This is a genomic window from Leptotrichia sp. HMT-225, from assembly GCF_030644325.1.
Lineage (GTDB): Bacteria > Fusobacteriota > Fusobacteriia > Fusobacteriales > Leptotrichiaceae > Leptotrichia > Leptotrichia massiliensis.
In genome coordinates this window covers 1,828,706-1,845,363 of the sequence record NZ_CP130323.1, presented here as the reverse complement: position 1 = coordinate 1,845,363, position 16,658 = coordinate 1,828,706, and the positions used below count along the sequence as shown (strand labels likewise).

The 16,658-nt window shown below is 29.7% G+C and carries 17 protein-coding genes; 16 read left to right on the top strand and 1 reads right to left on the bottom strand.

Going from position 1 to position 16,658, the window contains the following annotated elements; all coding sequences use genetic code 11:
* Positions 1–63 precede the first annotated feature (63 nt).
* From QU666_RS08940 to QU666_RS08905, 8 genes are all read left to right on the top strand, one after another.
* Positions 64–285, top strand: coding sequence for an acyl carrier protein (locus QU666_RS08940; RefSeq protein WP_026748316.1), 222 nt, complete (start codon positions 64–66; stop codon positions 283–285).
* A 635-nt stretch (positions 286–920) separates the two neighbouring features.
* On the top strand, positions 921–2,153 hold the full coding sequence (gene fabF / locus QU666_RS08935; RefSeq protein WP_036069873.1) for a beta-ketoacyl-ACP synthase II: 1,233 nt from the start codon (positions 921–923) through the stop codon (positions 2,151–2,153).
* Positions 2,154–2,250: 97 nt separating this feature from the next.
* Positions 2,251–2,964 (top strand): ribonuclease III, encoded by a 714-nt coding sequence (gene rnc / locus QU666_RS08930; RefSeq protein ID WP_021768290.1) that lies wholly within the window; start codon positions 2,251–2,253, stop codon positions 2,962–2,964.
* A 15-nt stretch (positions 2,965–2,979) separates the two neighbouring features.
* Positions 2,980–3,483 carry a pantetheine-phosphate adenylyltransferase gene (gene coaD, locus QU666_RS08925; RefSeq protein WP_021768291.1) on the top strand — a complete coding sequence of 168 codons (504 nt, stop codon included), beginning with the start codon at positions 2,980–2,982 and terminating at the stop codon, positions 3,481–3,483.
* A 118-nt stretch (positions 3,484–3,601) separates the two neighbouring features.
* The gene (radA, locus tag QU666_RS08920; RefSeq protein WP_036069875.1) at positions 3,602–4,966 is read left to right on the top strand and encodes a DNA repair protein RadA; all 1,365 of its coding nucleotides are present in this window, start codon (positions 3,602–3,604) and stop codon (positions 4,964–4,966) included.
* Positions 4,967–5,000: 34 nt separating this feature from the next.
* Complete coding sequence (disA, locus tag QU666_RS08915; protein WP_021768293.1) at positions 5,001–6,074, top strand: DNA integrity scanning diadenylate cyclase DisA; 1,074 nt, start codon at positions 5,001–5,003, stop codon at positions 6,072–6,074.
* A gap of 60 nt (positions 6,075–6,134) precedes the next feature.
* Positions 6,135–7,043 (top strand): DUF1385 domain-containing protein, encoded by a 909-nt coding sequence (locus QU666_RS08910; protein WP_021768294.1) that lies wholly within the window; start codon positions 6,135–6,137, stop codon positions 7,041–7,043.
* 367 nt (positions 7,044–7,410) lie between these two features.
* Positions 7,411–7,920 carry a PD-(D/E)XK nuclease domain-containing protein gene (locus tag QU666_RS08905; RefSeq protein WP_021768296.1) on the top strand — a complete coding sequence of 170 codons (510 nt, stop codon included), beginning with the start codon at positions 7,411–7,413 and terminating at the stop codon, positions 7,918–7,920.
* 125 nt (positions 7,921–8,045) lie between these two features.
* Here QU666_RS08905 and QU666_RS08900 read toward each other — a convergent pair whose 3' ends face one another.
* Entirely contained in the window at positions 8,046–8,468 is a 423-nt protein-coding gene (locus QU666_RS08900) for a pyridoxamine 5'-phosphate oxidase family protein (protein ID WP_021743981.1), read from the bottom strand.
* An 87-nt stretch (positions 8,469–8,555) separates the two neighbouring features.
* On the opposite strand from QU666_RS08900, the gene QU666_RS08895 reads away from it, so the two are divergent.
* From QU666_RS08895 to QU666_RS08860, 8 genes are all read left to right on the top strand, one after another.
* Positions 8,556–9,275: a YafY family protein gene (locus tag QU666_RS08895; protein ID WP_021768297.1), complete on the top strand. Its 720-nt coding sequence runs from the start codon at positions 8,556–8,558 to the stop codon at positions 9,273–9,275.
* A 255-nt stretch (positions 9,276–9,530) separates the two neighbouring features.
* Positions 9,531–10,871 (top strand): exodeoxyribonuclease VII large subunit, encoded by a 1,341-nt coding sequence (gene xseA, locus QU666_RS08890; RefSeq protein WP_036069880.1) that lies wholly within the window; start codon positions 9,531–9,533, stop codon positions 10,869–10,871.
* A gap of 85 nt (positions 10,872–10,956) precedes the next feature.
* Positions 10,957–12,261 (top strand): ATP/GTP-binding protein, encoded by a 1,305-nt coding sequence (locus QU666_RS08885; RefSeq protein ID WP_304984806.1) that lies wholly within the window; start codon positions 10,957–10,959, stop codon positions 12,259–12,261.
* Between the two features lie 9 nt (positions 12,262–12,270).
* Positions 12,271–12,783: a hypothetical protein gene (locus QU666_RS08880; protein ID WP_304984805.1), complete on the top strand. Its 513-nt coding sequence runs from the start codon at positions 12,271–12,273 to the stop codon at positions 12,781–12,783.
* Between the two features lie 3 nt (positions 12,784–12,786).
* Positions 12,787–13,272 (top strand): dCMP deaminase family protein, encoded by a 486-nt coding sequence (locus QU666_RS08875; RefSeq protein WP_021768170.1) that lies wholly within the window; start codon positions 12,787–12,789, stop codon positions 13,270–13,272.
* 109 nt (positions 13,273–13,381) lie between these two features.
* Entirely contained in the window at positions 13,382–13,924 is a 543-nt protein-coding gene (locus tag QU666_RS08870; RefSeq protein ID WP_021768169.1) for an ECF-type riboflavin transporter substrate-binding protein, read from the top strand.
* A 153-nt stretch (positions 13,925–14,077) separates the two neighbouring features.
* Entirely contained in the window at positions 14,078–15,790 is a 1,713-nt protein-coding gene (locus tag QU666_RS08865) for an ABC transporter ATP-binding protein (RefSeq protein ID WP_021768168.1), read from the top strand.
* Positions 15,791–16,627 carry an energy-coupling factor transporter transmembrane protein EcfT gene (locus tag QU666_RS08860; RefSeq protein WP_021768167.1) on the top strand — a complete coding sequence of 279 codons (837 nt, stop codon included), beginning with the start codon at positions 15,791–15,793 and terminating at the stop codon, positions 16,625–16,627.
* Positions 16,628–16,658 lie beyond the last annotated feature (31 nt).

Sequence of the window (16,658 nt, the reverse complement as noted above, 5' to 3'; positions counted from 1 at the left end):
TTGCATTTTTCAAATTCATTTGGTATAATAATTTTAGAAAATAAATATGGAGGTGGCATTATAATGCTAGATAAAATTAAATCAATAGTAGTAGATCAATTAGGTGTAGATGAGGATCAAGTAACAGAAGATGCGTCTTTTGTTGATGATTTAGGAGCTGATTCATTAGATACAGTTGAATTAATCATGGCTTTTGAAGAAGAATTTGACATTGAAATTCCTGATGAAGATGCACAAAAAATTAAAACAGTTAAAGATGTAATTGAATACATCGAATCTAAATAATAGATAAAACTTTTGGGGGTTTTTACCCCCTTTTTTATTGAAAAAAAAATGAAAAAATGTTAAAATAATCTTATTGTAAAAAAGTTATTATTTAAAATAATAAAATAAATAAGTAGTTGTTTGTAATTTTTATAAAAATAAGATTACTATTAATAAATACTTTTTTTATAATATTTATGTTTTTTCTTTTTTTTAAGCAAAGGGGAACAGTTGCTATCCCCTTTGCAACCCCAGCTCGTCTAAGCATTTTTTGAAAACAAAATCGAAACTCGCTACGTAAAACTACGCTCAAACAGTCGATTTTATTTCCAAAAAATCACGACATTTTTAGTTTAATTAAAACAGTTAATTTAACTAAAACAAATAATAAGCAAAATTTCGTTAGAAGAAAAATAGCTGTTTGAGCTTTTGTAGTAAATTTTAAATTGGATAAAGTTATTTAAATTAAAAATAATCTATGTTCAAAAGCGAGTTCTATTTTTCTTTTATAAGAAAGTTTGCGTAAAGCGGGAGTGCAGAGGTATGGCGTTTGATACCTCTGCTTAAAATAAATAATATAAGGGAAAAATTAAAATATTATCTCAATAAATTAAATATATTTAAAATAAAAAAAATAAAAGATGAGAGGTGTATTAATGAGAAGAGTAGTTATTACAGGAATAGGACTGGTAACACCATTAGGAACTGGAAAAGATAAGGCTTGGAAAAATTTGTTGGCTGGAGAATGTGGAATTGACAAGATTACGCAGTTTGACACTTTGGAGCATTCAGTGCATATTGCGGCAGAAGTGAAGGATTTTGTGCCTGAAAATTACATTGAAAAAAAAGAATTGAAAAAAATAGCCAGATTTTCACAATTTGCGATTGCGGCTTCTAAAGAAGCATTGGAAGATGCGAAATTGGAAATTACTGAAGAAAATGCGGATAGAATAGGAGTAATTATTGGTTCAGGAATAGGTGGGCTGGATGTAATTGAGCAGGAAGTGGAAAAACTTGTTACAAGAGGGCCTAAGAGAGTATCTCCATTTTATATTCCAGCGGCAATTTTGAATATGGCTTCTGGAAATACTTCAATTTATATAGGCGCAAAAGGACCTAATAAGACTGTTGTTACAGCTTGTGCTTCAGGAACAAATTCAATTGGAGATGCTTTTCAGGCAATCTTGTTAGGAAAGGCTGACGCAATGGTAGCTGGAGGAACAGAAGCAACAGTAACTCCATCAGGAATAGCAGGATTTGCAAACTTGAAAGCATTGTCAACTAATCCAGATCCAAAAACTGCATCACGTCCATTTACAGCTGATAGAGATGGATTTGTACTTGGGGAAGGTGCTGGAGTGCTAGTGCTGGAAGAGTTGGAACACGCTAAAAAACGTGGGGCAAAAATTTATGCAGAAGTTGTTGGATATGGGGAAACAGGAGATGCTTTTCACATGACAGCGCCATCTGACGGTGGAGAAGGTGCCGCAAGAGCTTTTAAAATGGCTTTAGAGCAAGGAAATATCAAACCCGAAGAAGTTGGATACATTAATGCGCACGGAACATCTACACCTGCTAATGATAAAAATGAAACTCAGGCAATAAAAACAGCATTTGGAGAACATGCATACAAACTTTCTGTAAGTTCTACAAAAGGTGCGACTGGACATTTATTAGGTGGAGCAGGAGGAATTGAAGCGGCGTTCTTGGCACTTGCAATTTCAGAAGGAATTATGCCTCCAACTATAAATTATGAGAATCCAGATCCATTATGTGATTTGGATTATGTACCGAATAAGCCTGTGGAAAGAGATATTGAAGTAGGAATGTCAAGCTCGCTAGGATTTGGTGGACATAATGCGGTTCTAGCATTTAGAAAATATAAATAATAAAAATATTTTGAAATAACTAAGGGGAGAATAAACATTGATTTTCCCCTTAATTAAAGCGTAAAAAATAAATAATAAAAAGGAAGGAGGTGAAACCATGGAAACGGGTGCAAATAGGGATGCTAAGGAATTGATGCAGAAAATAGGCTATGAATTTAAAAATGAGGAATATTTAGAAGAGGCGTTGACACATAGATCGTATTCTAATGAAACGGAAAAAGATAGAAGATTTAACAATGAAAAACTGGAATTTCTAGGAGATGCAGTTGTAAATCTTATAACAACAGAATATATTTATGAACTTTATGAAAAAAAGACGGAAGGTGAACTTGCAAAATTAAAAAGCCAAATTATAAGTGAACCTGTATTTTCTACTATTGCAAGCGATATTGAACTAGGAGAATATTTGTATTTGAGCAATGGCGAAATTATGTCTGGTGGAAGAAATAGAAGGTCTATTTTAGGCGATGCCTTTGAGGCTTTGATTGGTGCGATTTTTAAAGATTCAGATTATTATACTGCGAAAAATGTGGCATTGAAATTACTGCTTGGAAAAATAAATAAACTTGAGGAAATAGAAGGGACTGGTGATTATAAGACGGTTTTACAGGAATTTGTTCAAGGAAAATATAGAAAAATGCCAGAATATAAGCTGCTTAATACAAAAGGTCCTGACCACGATAAAGTTTTTGAAATTTCTGTAAGCTGGAATGATAAAATTTACGGAGTAGGAACTGGGAAAAGTAAAAAGGAAGCTGAAAAACATGCGGCAAAAGAGGCATTGGCAAAATTAAAAAAACAAAAGCAGTAAAAATAGGAGAACAATATGAAAAAAGTGGCGTTATATCCAGGGAGTTTTGATCCAATAACGAAGGGACATATTGATATTATAAAACGTTCTTCGCATTTATTTGATAAGTTAATAATAGGAATTTTTAAAAATTCTACAAAATCAAAAGCCTGGTTTTCAGATGAAGAAAAAGTTGAGATGATAGAAGAAATCTTGAAAAAAGAAAATATTAATGCTGAAATAAAAATTTTTAACGGATTGTTAGTTGATTTTATGTACGAAGAAAACGTAAATATTTTAATAAGAGGGCTTCGTGCTTTATCAGATTACGAATACGAGTTACAGTTTACGCTTACAAATAAAACACTTTCAAAAAGTGAATTTGAAACAGTGTTTTTAACAGCTTCAAGGGAATATCTGTATTTGAGTTCAAGTCTTGTGAAGGAAGTCTCATTAAATAAAGGTGATTTGAGTTTTTTTGTTACAGAAAATGTTAAAAAGTGTTTAATTAAAAAAGTTGAAGAATTACAAAAAGACTAAATAATTTTAAATGTATTGCTAAATTACTAAAATTCACAGTTAATAAAAAGGGAAAAAACATAATTTTGTTAAAAAAATTTGGTAATATGAATAAGAAATGATAAAAGAGGGACTTAAAATGGCTGTAAAAAAAACGAAGGCAAAATATATATGCTCAGAATGTGGTTATAGTTCATTAAAATGGCTTGGAAAATGTCCTAACTGCGATTCATGGGGAACTTTTGAAGAAGAGATTGATATAAAGAGTACTTTTAGAAATGTAGAATCGGGGGATGTTTCAATTAGTAAGATAACGGATATTGAAATTGAAAAGAAATTTCGGATGGTAACACCATTTGAAGAATTTGATAGGGTTTTAGGAGGCGGACTTATAAAAGGAGAAGTTGTGCTGATTACAGGAAGTCCTGGAATCGGGAAATCAACTTTCTTGCTTCAGTTGTCACAGGAGTATGCAAAAATTGGGAATGTATTTTATGTTTCTGGAGAGGAATCGCCTCGACAGATAAAACAGCGTGCAGAACGTGTTAATGTACAAAGTGAAAATTTGTATATTTTAAATGATACAAATATAGAAAAAATTGAAAGTGTAATTTTAAAAGATAAGCCTAAAGTCGTAGTAATTGACTCAATTCAGACACTTTATTCAGAAAATGTAAATTCTATCCCTGGAAGTGTAACACAAATTCGTGAAACAACTTTAAAAATCATTGAAATTGCTAAAAAGAATGAAATTGCGTTTTATATTGTAGGACACGTTACAAAAGATGGAAAACTAGCAGGACCAAAGTTATTAGAGCATATGGTTGATGCTGTACTGCAGATTGAAGGAGAAGAAAATAACTATTACAGAATTATCCGTTCAATAAAAAACCGTTACGGTTCTACAAATGAAATTTCGATTTTTGATATGAAGGAAAACGGAATTAGTGAAGTGAAAAATCCATCTGAATTTTTTATAAGCGATAGAGACAAGAAAAATGTTGGGAGCATTATTGTACCAATTTTTGAAGGAAGCCGTGTATTTTTATTTGAAGTACAATCGTTACTGGGAACACCAAATTTTGGGATGCCTAGGAGAACAGTTGAGGGGTATGATAAAAATCGTGTGGAAATATTGAGTGCGGTTTTATCTCGGTCATTAAAGGTGGATGTGAACTCTAAAGATATTTATATTAACATTCCAGGTGGAATTGACTTGAACGACAGGAGTTCTGATTTAGCTGTAGTTTTTTCGCTTTTATCTTCAATAAAAGGCATACCCGTAAGTCAAAAAATAGCTGCTATTGGAGAGCTTGGATTACGGGGCGAAGTGAGAAAAGTTTCATTTATCAAAAATAGAGTGAATGAACTGGAAAAACTGGGATTTGTGGGAGTGTACTTACCAAAGAGCCATCAGGCTGATTTTGAAAAAGAAAAAATAAAAACAAAAATAAAGCTTAACTATATAAGCAATATAAGTGAACTTGTCGAGAGGATAAAGTAAGCCAATAAAGCAAAATAGGCGAAAGGATAAGAAAATGTTAAAAAAGGTAGTGAACAAGAAGAAAATATTGGAGCACATATTTGAGAGGATAGCACCAGGAACAGCTTTGAGAGAAGCGGTAGATAAAATTCAGGAAGCAAAGCTAGGTGCATTAATTGTATTGGGAAATCCTAATGATTTGAAAGATGTAATGGGTGGTGGATTTGAGCTAAATACAGTATACTCACCACAAAAAGTTTATGAATTGTCTAAAATGGATGGTGGAATTATTCTGTCAGAAGATATAAAAACAATTTATGGAGCAAATATTCAGTTACAGCCAAATTATTCCATAGAAACAGACGAAAGCGGAACAAGACATCAGGCGGCACACAGAATTGCTCAGCAAAAAGGAAATTTAGTTGTTGCAGTTTCTGAAAGAAGAAATAAAATAACAGTATATTATGGCAAGTTTAGATATTTATTAAATGAAATTGGAGATTTGTTGACAAAATCTTCACAGGCAATAACGGCTCTTGAGAAATATTCCCTTGCGATTGAGAAAAATCATGTTAATTTGTCAATTCTTGAGTTTGACAACATGGTAACACTTTATGATATTGTAGAGTGTGTAAGAATGTATGGATTGCTTTTTAGAATGTCGGAAGAATTAATTGAATACATGGCGGAGCTAGGAAGTGAAGGACGGCTTATAAAGATTCAGTATGAAGAAATAATGTTAAATAAAAACGAAAGTTTTGACGCTCTTATAAAGGATTATAAAATAAGTGAGGAAACAGCAGAAAAAATTGGTTTAAGAGTAAAATCCTTAACAAAAGAGGAATTACTGGATGATGAAAAAATCGTGTGCCTTCTTGGATTTGACACAAATATCATAAATCTTGATGAGAAGATAGAGCCACGTGGTTATGGACTTTTGAGCAATATAACCAAAATAAGCAAAAAGGACAGAGAGATTCTTGTAAAGGAATTTTCAAATGTTCAGTCAATTTTGATGTCAACAGCCTCAGATATTGCTAAAATAAAAGGAGTAAGTAAATATAAGGCTGAGCATATTAATAAATCATTAAAACGTATAAAAAATAGAGCAGTAATTGATAGGGAATAAAATATTAATTGAAATAAGAAAAATTTATAAAAATAGAAGATATTAAGAAAGTAGGTAAAAATGGAAGATAAAAGAGTGACTGTTGGAGGTCAGGCTGTTGTAGAAGGGGTTATGATGAGAGGACCTAAAGCTATTGCAACAGCTGTTCGTAAGCAGGATGGAAGTATCGTTTATAAAAAAATAACGCTTACCGAGAAAAATAATAAATGGTTAAAAGTACCTTTTGTGCGAGGAGTTATAGCACTTTATGATGCAATGGTCGTTGGGACTAAGGAGCTTATTTTTGCGTCAAATCAGGCTGGACTGGAAGAGGAGAAATTGACAGATAAACAGGTTGGGTTTACTGTTATGACATCGGTTTTATTGGGAATAGCGGTGTTTATGTGGCTACCATCTGCTGTTGGAGGCTTTTTCTTTAAAGACAATGTTTTAAAAGCCAATATTGTTGAGGCTGTTATAAAATTGATACTTTTCTTGGGATATATTTACGGAATTTCGTTTTTGAAGGATATACAGCGAGTTTTTGAATATCATGGAGCAGAACATAAAAGTATTATGAATTACGAAATGGAAAAGGAATTAACACCAAAAAATGCAAAAGAATGTACAAGATTTCATCCAAGATGCGGTACAAGCTTTCTTTTACTTGTAATGTTTATTAGTATTTTAGTATTTTCAACAGTTGACTTGTTTTTTAAAGTTCCAACTGGACATTTTACGATGCTTCTTTATAAGTTAGTGACAAGAATACTGTTTGTACCATTTGTTGCTGGACTTTCTTACGAAATACAGCGTTGGACAAGCTACCATCTGGATAATGTTTTTGCCAAAATGATTGCAATTCCTGGAATGTGGCTACAAAAAATAACTACAAGCGAGCCTGATGAAAGCCAATTGGAAGTGGCAATTGTAGCTTTGAATGTGGCGTTAGGGAATGAAGTTACGAATGCGACGGAAGTTTTTGAATAAAAAATAAAAATATATTGCACTCTTATAAGGGGGTGCTTTTTTTGTGTTTTAACTTTTTAAGATTTAACTTGATTTATTATCATTAAAAAAGAAAGTTTTATATTTTATATCATAAATTTTACATAATCTATTTATATCTTCCATTAGTAAATACCAGTATTCTTTTTTATTCTTTGTATAGATATCATGATATAGCTGATTATACTCGGGAAAATTTTTTGAAATAAAATTTAAAATAATTTTTTTGTATCTTCCTCTTAGATTTAAATTTTCAAAATAAATAAAATCGACTGTATCTTTACAGGTAGCAATAATTTCTTCCAATTGTGTAAGCATCGAAAAGAAGCTTGAAAGAAACGTTTACGACTTGAAAATTCCAAATGAGGAACTGTTTGATTTTTTCAGAATCAGATTTTTGTATAGGACTTATCGGGGACATTACAGATTTTATGGACTTGGAGAGCATTTGATTAATGGAAATTATGAAAAATTCATATTGGAAATAAGGGAACTTTTAAAAAATGCGATAAGTTTTAGAGACTTGAAGGAAGAAAATTCTTATCATCTGTTTGTAATTGGGTTAGTCTCAATAATGTCAGAAAATTATCTTGTAAAATCAAATGTAGAAAGTGGAGATGGAATTCCTGATTTGGTATTGAAGCCAAAAAATAAAACTAAAAAAGCATTTATATTTCAATTTAAGTATTCAAGAGCAAAAGATAGCAAAAATTTGAAAAGAACTGCAAGAAGTGCCTTGAAGCAAATAAATGACAGGAATTATTCTGAAGGGTTAAAATATGAAGGTTATAAAGAAATTGTGAAAATTGGGATGGGATTTAGGAAAAAGGATGTGGAGGTTGTAGTAGAGGAAGAATAATTTATTATTAAAAAGGGTATGCTGAGTGATACCCTTTTAACTTATATTCAAATCTATTTTTAGAAAATTAAATAAAATAGAAATTTGAAAAATAATCATAAATTTTAAGTTTATTTTATGATTGATTATAAAATCTCAAATTCCTTAGTATTTTTAACATCAAGAGTAACAGTTGCTTTTGTAAAAGATACTTCATATAATTCCATAAAGTTTTCTCCTTCATCAATATTCTTTTTTACTTCTGGTATTTTTTCTATAAATTTGTTTTTTAAATCTTGAACAGATTTTTGGCTTTTTCTTATAATTCCTTTAGCTTTAATGTGTTTTAGACCATCTATAGGGATTGTTGTAAAAGCTACTTTGTTATTTTGTTCAAATTCTACTGTTTTTTGACTATTCTTTAGTGTTAAAAAATATAAAATTTTCTCATCTGAATTATAATAAAATCTTACAATTCTTACATTAGGCTGATTACTTGAGTCTGAAGAAGCTATTGCCATATCAGTAGTTTTTTCCATAATTTCTAAAAAGTTATTTGTTATATCCATAATTTCCTCCTTAAATTTATATTTTAAATTATACTTCAAAATGATATCAAAATATGATACTATTAAAATAAAAAAATTGGGAGAAAAATGAAAAAATCAGAACGGATTAATGATATGATGATGTATCTTAATAATAAAGAGACTTTTAATTTAAAAGATATTATGGAAAAATACAGTATTTCCAAAAATACGGCTTTAAGAGACATAAGATCTCTTGAGGAAATTGGGATGCCGATTTATTCTTTCAGCGGGAGAAATGGAAGATATAAAATTTTAAAAAATAAACTGCTCTCTCCTGTCTTGTTCAATGTAAATGAAATATATGCGTTATACTTCACTATGCTTACGTTAAAAGGATACAAAACAACACCTTTTCATTTAGATATTGAAAAATTGAAAGAAAAATTTAAAAACTGTCTTCCGCAGAGACAAGTGGAGGAAATTAACAAAATGGAGACAATATTAAATTTTGAAGTTTCAAAGCATCAAAAGGAAAGTCCGTTTTTAAAGAAAATTCTTGAAAATTCAATAGAAGAAAAAGTTTGTAAAATTTTGTATAAAGAAGAAAAGAAAGAGAAATATTATTTTGTTCAGTTTTTCAAAATATCATCTGTTTATGGACAGTGGCTTGCTTCGGGATATGATTTTGAGGATAAGGAAATTAAAAATTTTCAATGTGATAAAATTATCTACTTAGCAGAAGAGAATAAATTTCAATCAATATCTTTTGAAAAGTTTGTTAATTTAAATTCAGATATGTATAAAATTCATGATTGCAATATGATAAATTTTGAGCTTGAAATATAGTTTAAGTAAAGAATCATAGTTTTGTAGTTATATATGGTAAGGTAGTTTTAAAATTAAGCTCAAAAGTTATGAATATTTTACTTAAACCTTAAATTTATATAATTTTAGTAGTTTAATTCAAAATAGGTTTGAGCATATATTATAGAAATTTCAGAAAATATTTAAATTAATTGTGTAAAAAAATTTCATCAGTTGAGAAAAGATATGAAATATGTTATTATTAAAGAACAAAAAATGTAAGAAATGGGTGAAATTATGGAACAGACAGTATTTTCCGTAAGTGATATAAATAGAGAAGTTAAAATGTTTTTGGAGGGGACAAATACTTTTAAGAACATTTTTATTGAAGGGGAGCTTTCTAATATTACGTATTATCGTTCGGGACATTTGTATTTTACATTAAAAGATGCAAGTGCAAGTGTGAAATGTGCTATTTTTCGTTATAAGTATAGAGGAGTGCCTGAAGACTTGAAGGAAGGGGATTTGGTAAAAATTCGGGGTAGTGTTACGCTTTATGAAGCAAATGGAAGTTATCAGATTGTAGCAGATTTTCTTGAAAAAAGTAATTCTCTTGGGCTGCTTTATGAGAAAATGGAAATGCTTAAAAAGTTGTACTTTGAAAAGGGGTATTTTTCTGATGAAATAAAAAAACATTTACCGAAATTACCTATAAATATTGGTGTTGTAACAGCTTATACAGGAGCAGCAATCAGAGATATTATAAACACGACACACAAAAGGTTTCCAAATGTGAATATTTACCTTTATCCAGCAAAAGTTCAGGGAGAAGGCTCAGCACGGGAAGTTTCGGCAGGAATTGAGTTTTTTAATAGAATGAATGAAGAGAAACAGTTTGAAATAGATACACTTATTGTTGGACGTGGTGGAGGAAGCATTGAGGATTTGTGGGCATTTAATGAGGAAGCTGTGATAGAAGCCATTTATAAGTCTGAGATTCCTGTAATTTCAGCGGTAGGTCACGAAATTGACAACTTGCTTTCAGACTTGGTTGCAGATAAACGGGCGGCTACACCAACTCAGGCAGCAGAAATCTTGATTCCTGAAAAAGATAAATTAACAGACGAACTGGAAAGTAAAAAGAATCTTTTGAGTAAATTACTTTTAAATAAAGTTACAATGATGAAAAAAGAGCTGGAATACAGAAAAAATAACTATTATATAAAGAATTTTGCGAATATTCTGGATAACAAGAAATTTGAATTAATGGAAAAAGAACAGAAATTATCAAGAGAACTTAGAAGAATTGTACAAAAATCAAGAGAACAGTTAGATTACCGAAAACAGAGATTTGATAGAATTAATTTACAAAAAATAATTTTAAGTGAAAAAGAAAATTTAAAGAAAAAATCAACTGAACTTAACCAAATAATACTGAAATTTTTTGAAAATCGAAAAAAGGAACTGAAATACAAAAAAGCACAGCTATCTAAATATTCTGTAAGTGATATTTTAAAACAAGGGTATACGATAACTCGAAAAAATGGGAAGATTGTTAAGAGAGGAATTGAGCTTAGCAAGGAAGATAAATTGGAGATAGAGTTTTCGGATGTTAAGAAAAAAGTGGTTGTTAAGTAATTATTATTAAAGAAAAATATTGATTTTTTTAACCTTTTGTATTAAAATATACAAAATGTATATTTTTTAAAAGGAGTGGTTTAAGATGGAATTTTATCTTTTAGAATTTAGATTAAATGGAATAAAAAACATTGAAAAAACGATTGAAATTAGTTTTTATAAGCAGGATATTCGGAAGTTTAACAGGGAAAATTATAATGTTAAGGGAATTTTTGGAAGAAATGGAATTGGGAAAACTGCTGTTATAAAAGGAATTGAAATTTTAAGAAATATTGTATTAGATAGTGATTATTTAATTTTAAAAAGTGGTTTGTTAAATGAAATAATAAATAAAAAACTTAAAGAATGTTATTTATCTGCTGAGTTTTTAGTTGTTGATAAAAATAATAAAAAACATATTTTTGAACATTCAATAAATTTGAAAATAGAAAATGGGAAAATTATTATTACAAAAGAAATAATAAATAAAAAAAAGCTAGATAGAAAAGAGATATTAAAAACATTAATTATAGAAAATGGAAAGATAAACAAAGAGAAGTCAAATTATTTTAAAAATTTAGATGAAATAGAAAAGTTATCAATGAATTTATTAGAAAGAAAAAGTATAATAAGTTTGATTATTAATGATATTGCGAAAGATAGAGAAGATAAATTAGAATCTGAGAAATTTGAATTTGCATATTTGTATATGTTGTATTCCAAAATTAATATTTTTACTCATTTCGAAGACAGTTATTATAAAATGTTTTCTGTTAATATTGAAAATCAAAATTGGCTTTATAAAATATATTTTGATTATGTAAATCAAGAAGCTAAAAAGAGAAATATCTTATCTAAAACAAAAGAAGAAATTGAAAATTTGAATAAAAGTCTAGAAAGAAAAGAAAGATTTTTGAAATTATTTAATCCTGAACTAAATAAAATAGAGTTTGAAAAGAAAGATTTTGATGAAAATTATTATGAAATTGAATATGTTTTCAACTACAAGGATTATAAGATAAATTTTGAATATGAAAGTATGGGAATGAAATCACTGTTTAGATTATTTGATGTTTTGGATACGATTAATAATGGTGGAATTGTATTTGTTGATGAAATAGATATGAGTATTCATGATTTATATTTGAATAGGTTAATTGAGTTTTTTGCTGAAAATGGGAAAGGACAGTTTACGTTTACGGCTCATAATACAAGTATTTTGGATACTTTAAAAAAATATAAAAATTCGATAGATTTTATAACTGAATATCAGGAAATAAAGCCTTGGATAAAAAATGGAAATTATTCTCCAAGAAAGCAGTATTTGGAGGGGATGTTACCAAATATGCCATATAATATTGAATATTATGATTTTTTTGAGATATTTAATACGTTTGAAGAGGAGAATTAAGGGGGAGTTATGAAACTGTGGCTGTTTTTAGTTGAGGGAAATTCCGATAAAATATATGTTGATAAAATTGTCAAGTATTATGTGGAATCTGAAAAATTGAAAAAAGAAATTAAATTAGAATGGATTATTCTTGACGGGAAATATAATTATAATAAAAAAGATAAACAAATTAAGCAGAAAATAGATAAATTTAAAAATCAAAATAGAAATTCTGATTACGAGATTATCTATGTGATTGATTTGGATAAATACCGAGATGACAATAAAGATATAATATTTTTAATTGATATAAAGAAATTTGTTAAAAGAAATAAATATAAATTAATAAAAAATAATGAAAATATTGAAATGATTTTAAAAATTGATAATAAGTCTAAAAATAAAAAGGAAAAAGTTAAAATTGCTGAAAAATTTATAATGAAAGAATCAATTGAAAAATATTTAAGGATTGAAGAACCTGAAAATGTAAGTATTGGAAGTAATATTTTTAAAATGTTGGATATTTTAGAAAGTGGGGTATGAAGAATGCCTAAAAGAGATAATTATTTATCATGGGATGAATATTTTATGGGAATAGCGTTTTTGTCAGGAATGAGAAGTAAGGATCCGTCTACACAGGTCGGGGCTTGTATTATTGATGAAGATAAAAAAATAATAGGAATTGGATATAACGGGTTTCCTATGGGAAGTTCGGATGACAGTATGCCTTGGGATAAGGACGGGGAGTTTTTGGATACGAAATATCCTTATGTTGTGCATGCTGAACTGAATGCTATTCTTAATAGTATAAAATCATTGAAGAACTGTACTATTTATGTAACGCATTTTCCATGCAATGAATGTGCAAAAGCAATCGTACAGTCAGGAATAAAAAAGGTAATATATTTTTCTGATAAGCACAAGTCGCTTGATTCTACAAAGGCTTCAAGAAGGATTTTTGAAAATGCACAGATAGAAACGATACATCTTGGTATTGAGAAAGAAGCCATAAATATCCAGTTTAAAGATTAAATATAATTTAATAAAATTTATTAAAAGTATTGTTATTTTTAGTTGAGAAAAAAGTAATATTAGTATATAATGTATTTAAACTTTTGAAAATTTAAAAGAGGTGAGACTAATGGAAGCAACAACAATTAAAAAAGTGGTAGCAATGGGAATCGGTGCAGCGATTTATATTGTATTATCAAGATTTGTAGCAATTCCGACACCAATTCCTAATACGACACTACAAGTGACATTTGCTTTTGTAGCGTTGATGGCATTTATATATGGTCCTGCAGTTGGTCTAGGAATTGGATTTATTGGGCATACGCTTAATGATATTTCAGGATATGGAAATGTATGGTTCAGCTGGGTTGCAGCGGCGGCATTTTTTGGACTGGCAACTGGATTTTTAGGAAAAATTGTTAAAATCGAGAATTTTAATGGAGCAAAAATTGTAAAATTTATAGTGGGAGAAGTAATTATAAGCTTGATAAGCTGGGTAGTTCTAGCTCCAATTATTGATATTGCAATATATAAGGAACCGCAGGCAAAAGCATTTGCACAAGGAGTTACAGCGGCACTTGGAAATATGATAGTTGTAGCAATTTTAGGTACAGTTTTAATATTTGCATTTTCAAAAACAATAGTAAGCAAAGGAAGCTTAAAACAGGAATAATACAAATAACCCGCATTTTTCAAAATAGTTTTAGATGGCTATGAGAAGATTAGGCGGGTATTTTGTTTAATCTTTATAAAATAAAAAGTTTACAATTTAGATTACTGAATAGATTTAAATAAAAATATATTTTCAACTCGAAAGGAGGAGAGTTTGGACAAAAATAGAAAAATTGCTGTAAATTTTGAAAATTTTACATTTAAGTACGAAAGTCAGTCGGAACCTACATTACATAATATAAATTTGAAAATTTATGAAGGGGAGAAAGTCGTTATAATAGGGCCGTCAGGCTCTGGGAAAAGTACTTTGGGACATTGTATAAATGGACTTGTTCCTTATTTTTACAAGGGGGAAATAACAGGAAAGTTTGAGATTTATGGGAAAAAGTGTAAGGAAGTATTTGAACATTCTAAATATGTGGGAACTGTTCTTCAGGATTCGGATGCACAGTTTGTGGGGCTTACTGTTGCGGAAGATATAGCGTTTGCTCTGGAAAATGATGAAGTAAAGACACAGATTATGAAAGAGAAGGTAAAGGAAATAGCAAAATTTGTAAAAATTGAAACACTGCTTGACTTGAAGCCACATGATTTATCTGGGGGACAGAAGCAGAAAGTGTCACTTGCTGGAATAATGGTGGACGATACCAATATTGTTCTTTACGATGAACCACTTGCAAATCTTGATCCTTTGAGTGGAAAATACGCTATTGAACTGATAGACGAACTTCATAATAATAAAAAACTAACTACAATAATTATAGAGCATAGGCTTGAAGATGTGCTGCACAGGGGAATTGACAGGATTATTGTTGTGAATGAAGGCAGAATTATTGCTGACGATAGACCAGATAATATTTTAACTGGAAATTTGTTAAGTAAGATGAATATAAGAGAGCCTTTGTATATTTCCTTGCTAAAATACAGTAATGCCAACCTTGAAAAATATAGCAGTATTTCTAATATTGAAAAGATTGACTTTTCCGAAGCAGAAGACGGCATTTTAAATTGGATAAAATATAATTCTCCCAAGGCAAGGGAAAAATCTGAAGAAACATTATTAAAACTTGAAAATATCTCATTTTCATACAATGAGAAAAGAAAAATATTAAAAAACATAGATATAGATGTAAAAAAAGGTGAAATGATAAGCATAGTTGGTTCAAATGGAGCGGGAAAATCGACGCTGTCAAAGGTTATCGCAGGATTTGAAAAGCAGGACGAAGGAAAGATTTTTTATAAAAATTTGGACATAAGTGATGAAAATATAACAAAAAGAGCTGAGAAAATAGGTTTTGTGCTGCAAAATCCGAATGCGATGATTTCAAAAGTTACAGTTTTTGATGAAGTAGCATTAGGTCTAAAAACTAGAGGAGTTTCAGAAGATGAAATAGAAAAAAGAGTTATTGAAATTCTGGAAATATGTAAATTAAAGCCTTTTAGGAAATGGCCTATAAAAGCACTTAGCTATGGGCAGAAAAAAAGGGTTACAATAGCATCTGTCCTTGTATTACAGCCTGAGATGATAATAGTGGATGAGCCGACAGCAGGGCAGGATTTATTTCATTACAGGGAAATAATGGAATTTTTGAAACAGCTGAATGAATTTGGGATTACAATTTTATTTATAACGCATGATATGCATTTGATGCTAGAGTATACTGACAAGGCATACGTTTTTAATGAAGGTAAAATTATAAAATCAGGAAATCCAGCACAGATTTTGGCAGACAGGAATGTGTTGGAACAGGCAAATTTGAAGGAAACTTCACTTCACTATGTGGCGGAAAAGGCTGGGATAAATTCGGAAGAGCTTATAAGAACGTTTGTGCATTATGAAAAAGAGCAGAAAAAGGCGGGTGATTAGATGGCAGGTACATTTTTACTGGAATATATCGAAAAGGATTCTGTGATTCATAGACTAAATGGAGCGGCAAAGCTGATTTGTTTCATATTGTGGACTGTTGCAATTATGTTTACTTACGATACGAGACTTCTTTTAGCTTTGACATTTTTAGGATTTGTACTTTTCAGAATTTCCAAAATAAAGTTTAATGAAATAAAAATTGTATTTTATCTAATTACTATTTTTCTTTTATTAAATTTAATTATGATTTTTTTATTCTCTCCTCTTGAAGGAACAAAAATTTATGGAACAAGGCATGATATTTTGAAAATTTTTGGAAATTATGTAATAACGAAGGAACAGCTGTTTTATGAGTTTAATATATTTGTCAAGTATTTCTCAGTTATTCCTGTCGCTTTACTGTTTATAATTACAACAAATCCAAGTGAATTCGCCTCTTCATTAAACAGGATAGGTGTGCCGTACAAATTTTCTTATGCAGTTTCGATCGCACTAAGATATATTCCAACTGTGCAAGAGGACTTTGTTACAATTAGCAAGGCACAGCAGGCAAAAGGAATAGATATTTCCAAAAACGTAAAATTAATAACAAGAATAAAAAATATATCCTATACATTAATGCCGTTAATATTTTCAAGCATTGAAAAAATAGATATTATAAGCAATGCAATGATTTTAAGAGGATTTGGAAAAAGAAAAAAGAGAACGTGGTATCAGGCAAGAAAAATGAAAATGCCAGATGTTATAGCAATCTTTGTAACAGCAATATTCGTAATTATTTCAATTGCACTTATAAAAATAAATGGTGGAAGATTTTATAATCCTTTTGTAAATTAAGAAAATTTGACTGTGAAATAAGATTTGAATT

Coding starts and splice junctions, on each gene's coding strand:
- QU666_RS08940 (WP_026748316.1), top strand. CDS start 64: ATGCTAGATAAAATTAAATCAATAGTAGTAGATCAATTAGGTGTAGAT.
- fabF (WP_036069873.1), top strand. CDS start 921: ATGAGAAGAGTAGTTATTACAGGAATAGGACTGGTAACACCATTAGGA.
- rnc (WP_021768290.1), top strand. CDS start 2,251: ATGGAAACGGGTGCAAATAGGGATGCTAAGGAATTGATGCAGAAAATA.
- coaD (WP_021768291.1), top strand. CDS start 2,980: ATGAAAAAAGTGGCGTTATATCCAGGGAGTTTTGATCCAATAACGAAG.
- radA (WP_036069875.1), top strand. CDS start 3,602: ATGGCTGTAAAAAAAACGAAGGCAAAATATATATGCTCAGAATGTGGT.
- disA (WP_021768293.1), top strand. CDS start 5,001: ATGTTAAAAAAGGTAGTGAACAAGAAGAAAATATTGGAGCACATATTT.
- QU666_RS08910 (WP_021768294.1), top strand. CDS start 6,135: ATGGAAGATAAAAGAGTGACTGTTGGAGGTCAGGCTGTTGTAGAAGGG.
- QU666_RS08900 (WP_021743981.1), bottom strand. CDS start 8,468: ATGGATATAACAAATAACTTTTTAGAAATTATGGAAAAAACTACTGAT.
- QU666_RS08895 (WP_021768297.1), top strand. CDS start 8,556: ATGAAAAAATCAGAACGGATTAATGATATGATGATGTATCTTAATAAT.
- xseA (WP_036069880.1), top strand. CDS start 9,531: ATGGAACAGACAGTATTTTCCGTAAGTGATATAAATAGAGAAGTTAAA.
- QU666_RS08885 (WP_304984806.1), top strand. CDS start 10,957: ATGGAATTTTATCTTTTAGAATTTAGATTAAATGGAATAAAAAACATT.
- QU666_RS08880 (WP_304984805.1), top strand. CDS start 12,271: ATGAAACTGTGGCTGTTTTTAGTTGAGGGAAATTCCGATAAAATATAT.
- QU666_RS08875 (WP_021768170.1), top strand. CDS start 12,787: ATGCCTAAAAGAGATAATTATTTATCATGGGATGAATATTTTATGGGA.
- QU666_RS08870 (WP_021768169.1), top strand. CDS start 13,382: ATGGAAGCAACAACAATTAAAAAAGTGGTAGCAATGGGAATCGGTGCA.
- QU666_RS08860 (WP_021768167.1), top strand. CDS start 15,791: ATGGCAGGTACATTTTTACTGGAATATATCGAAAAGGATTCTGTGATT.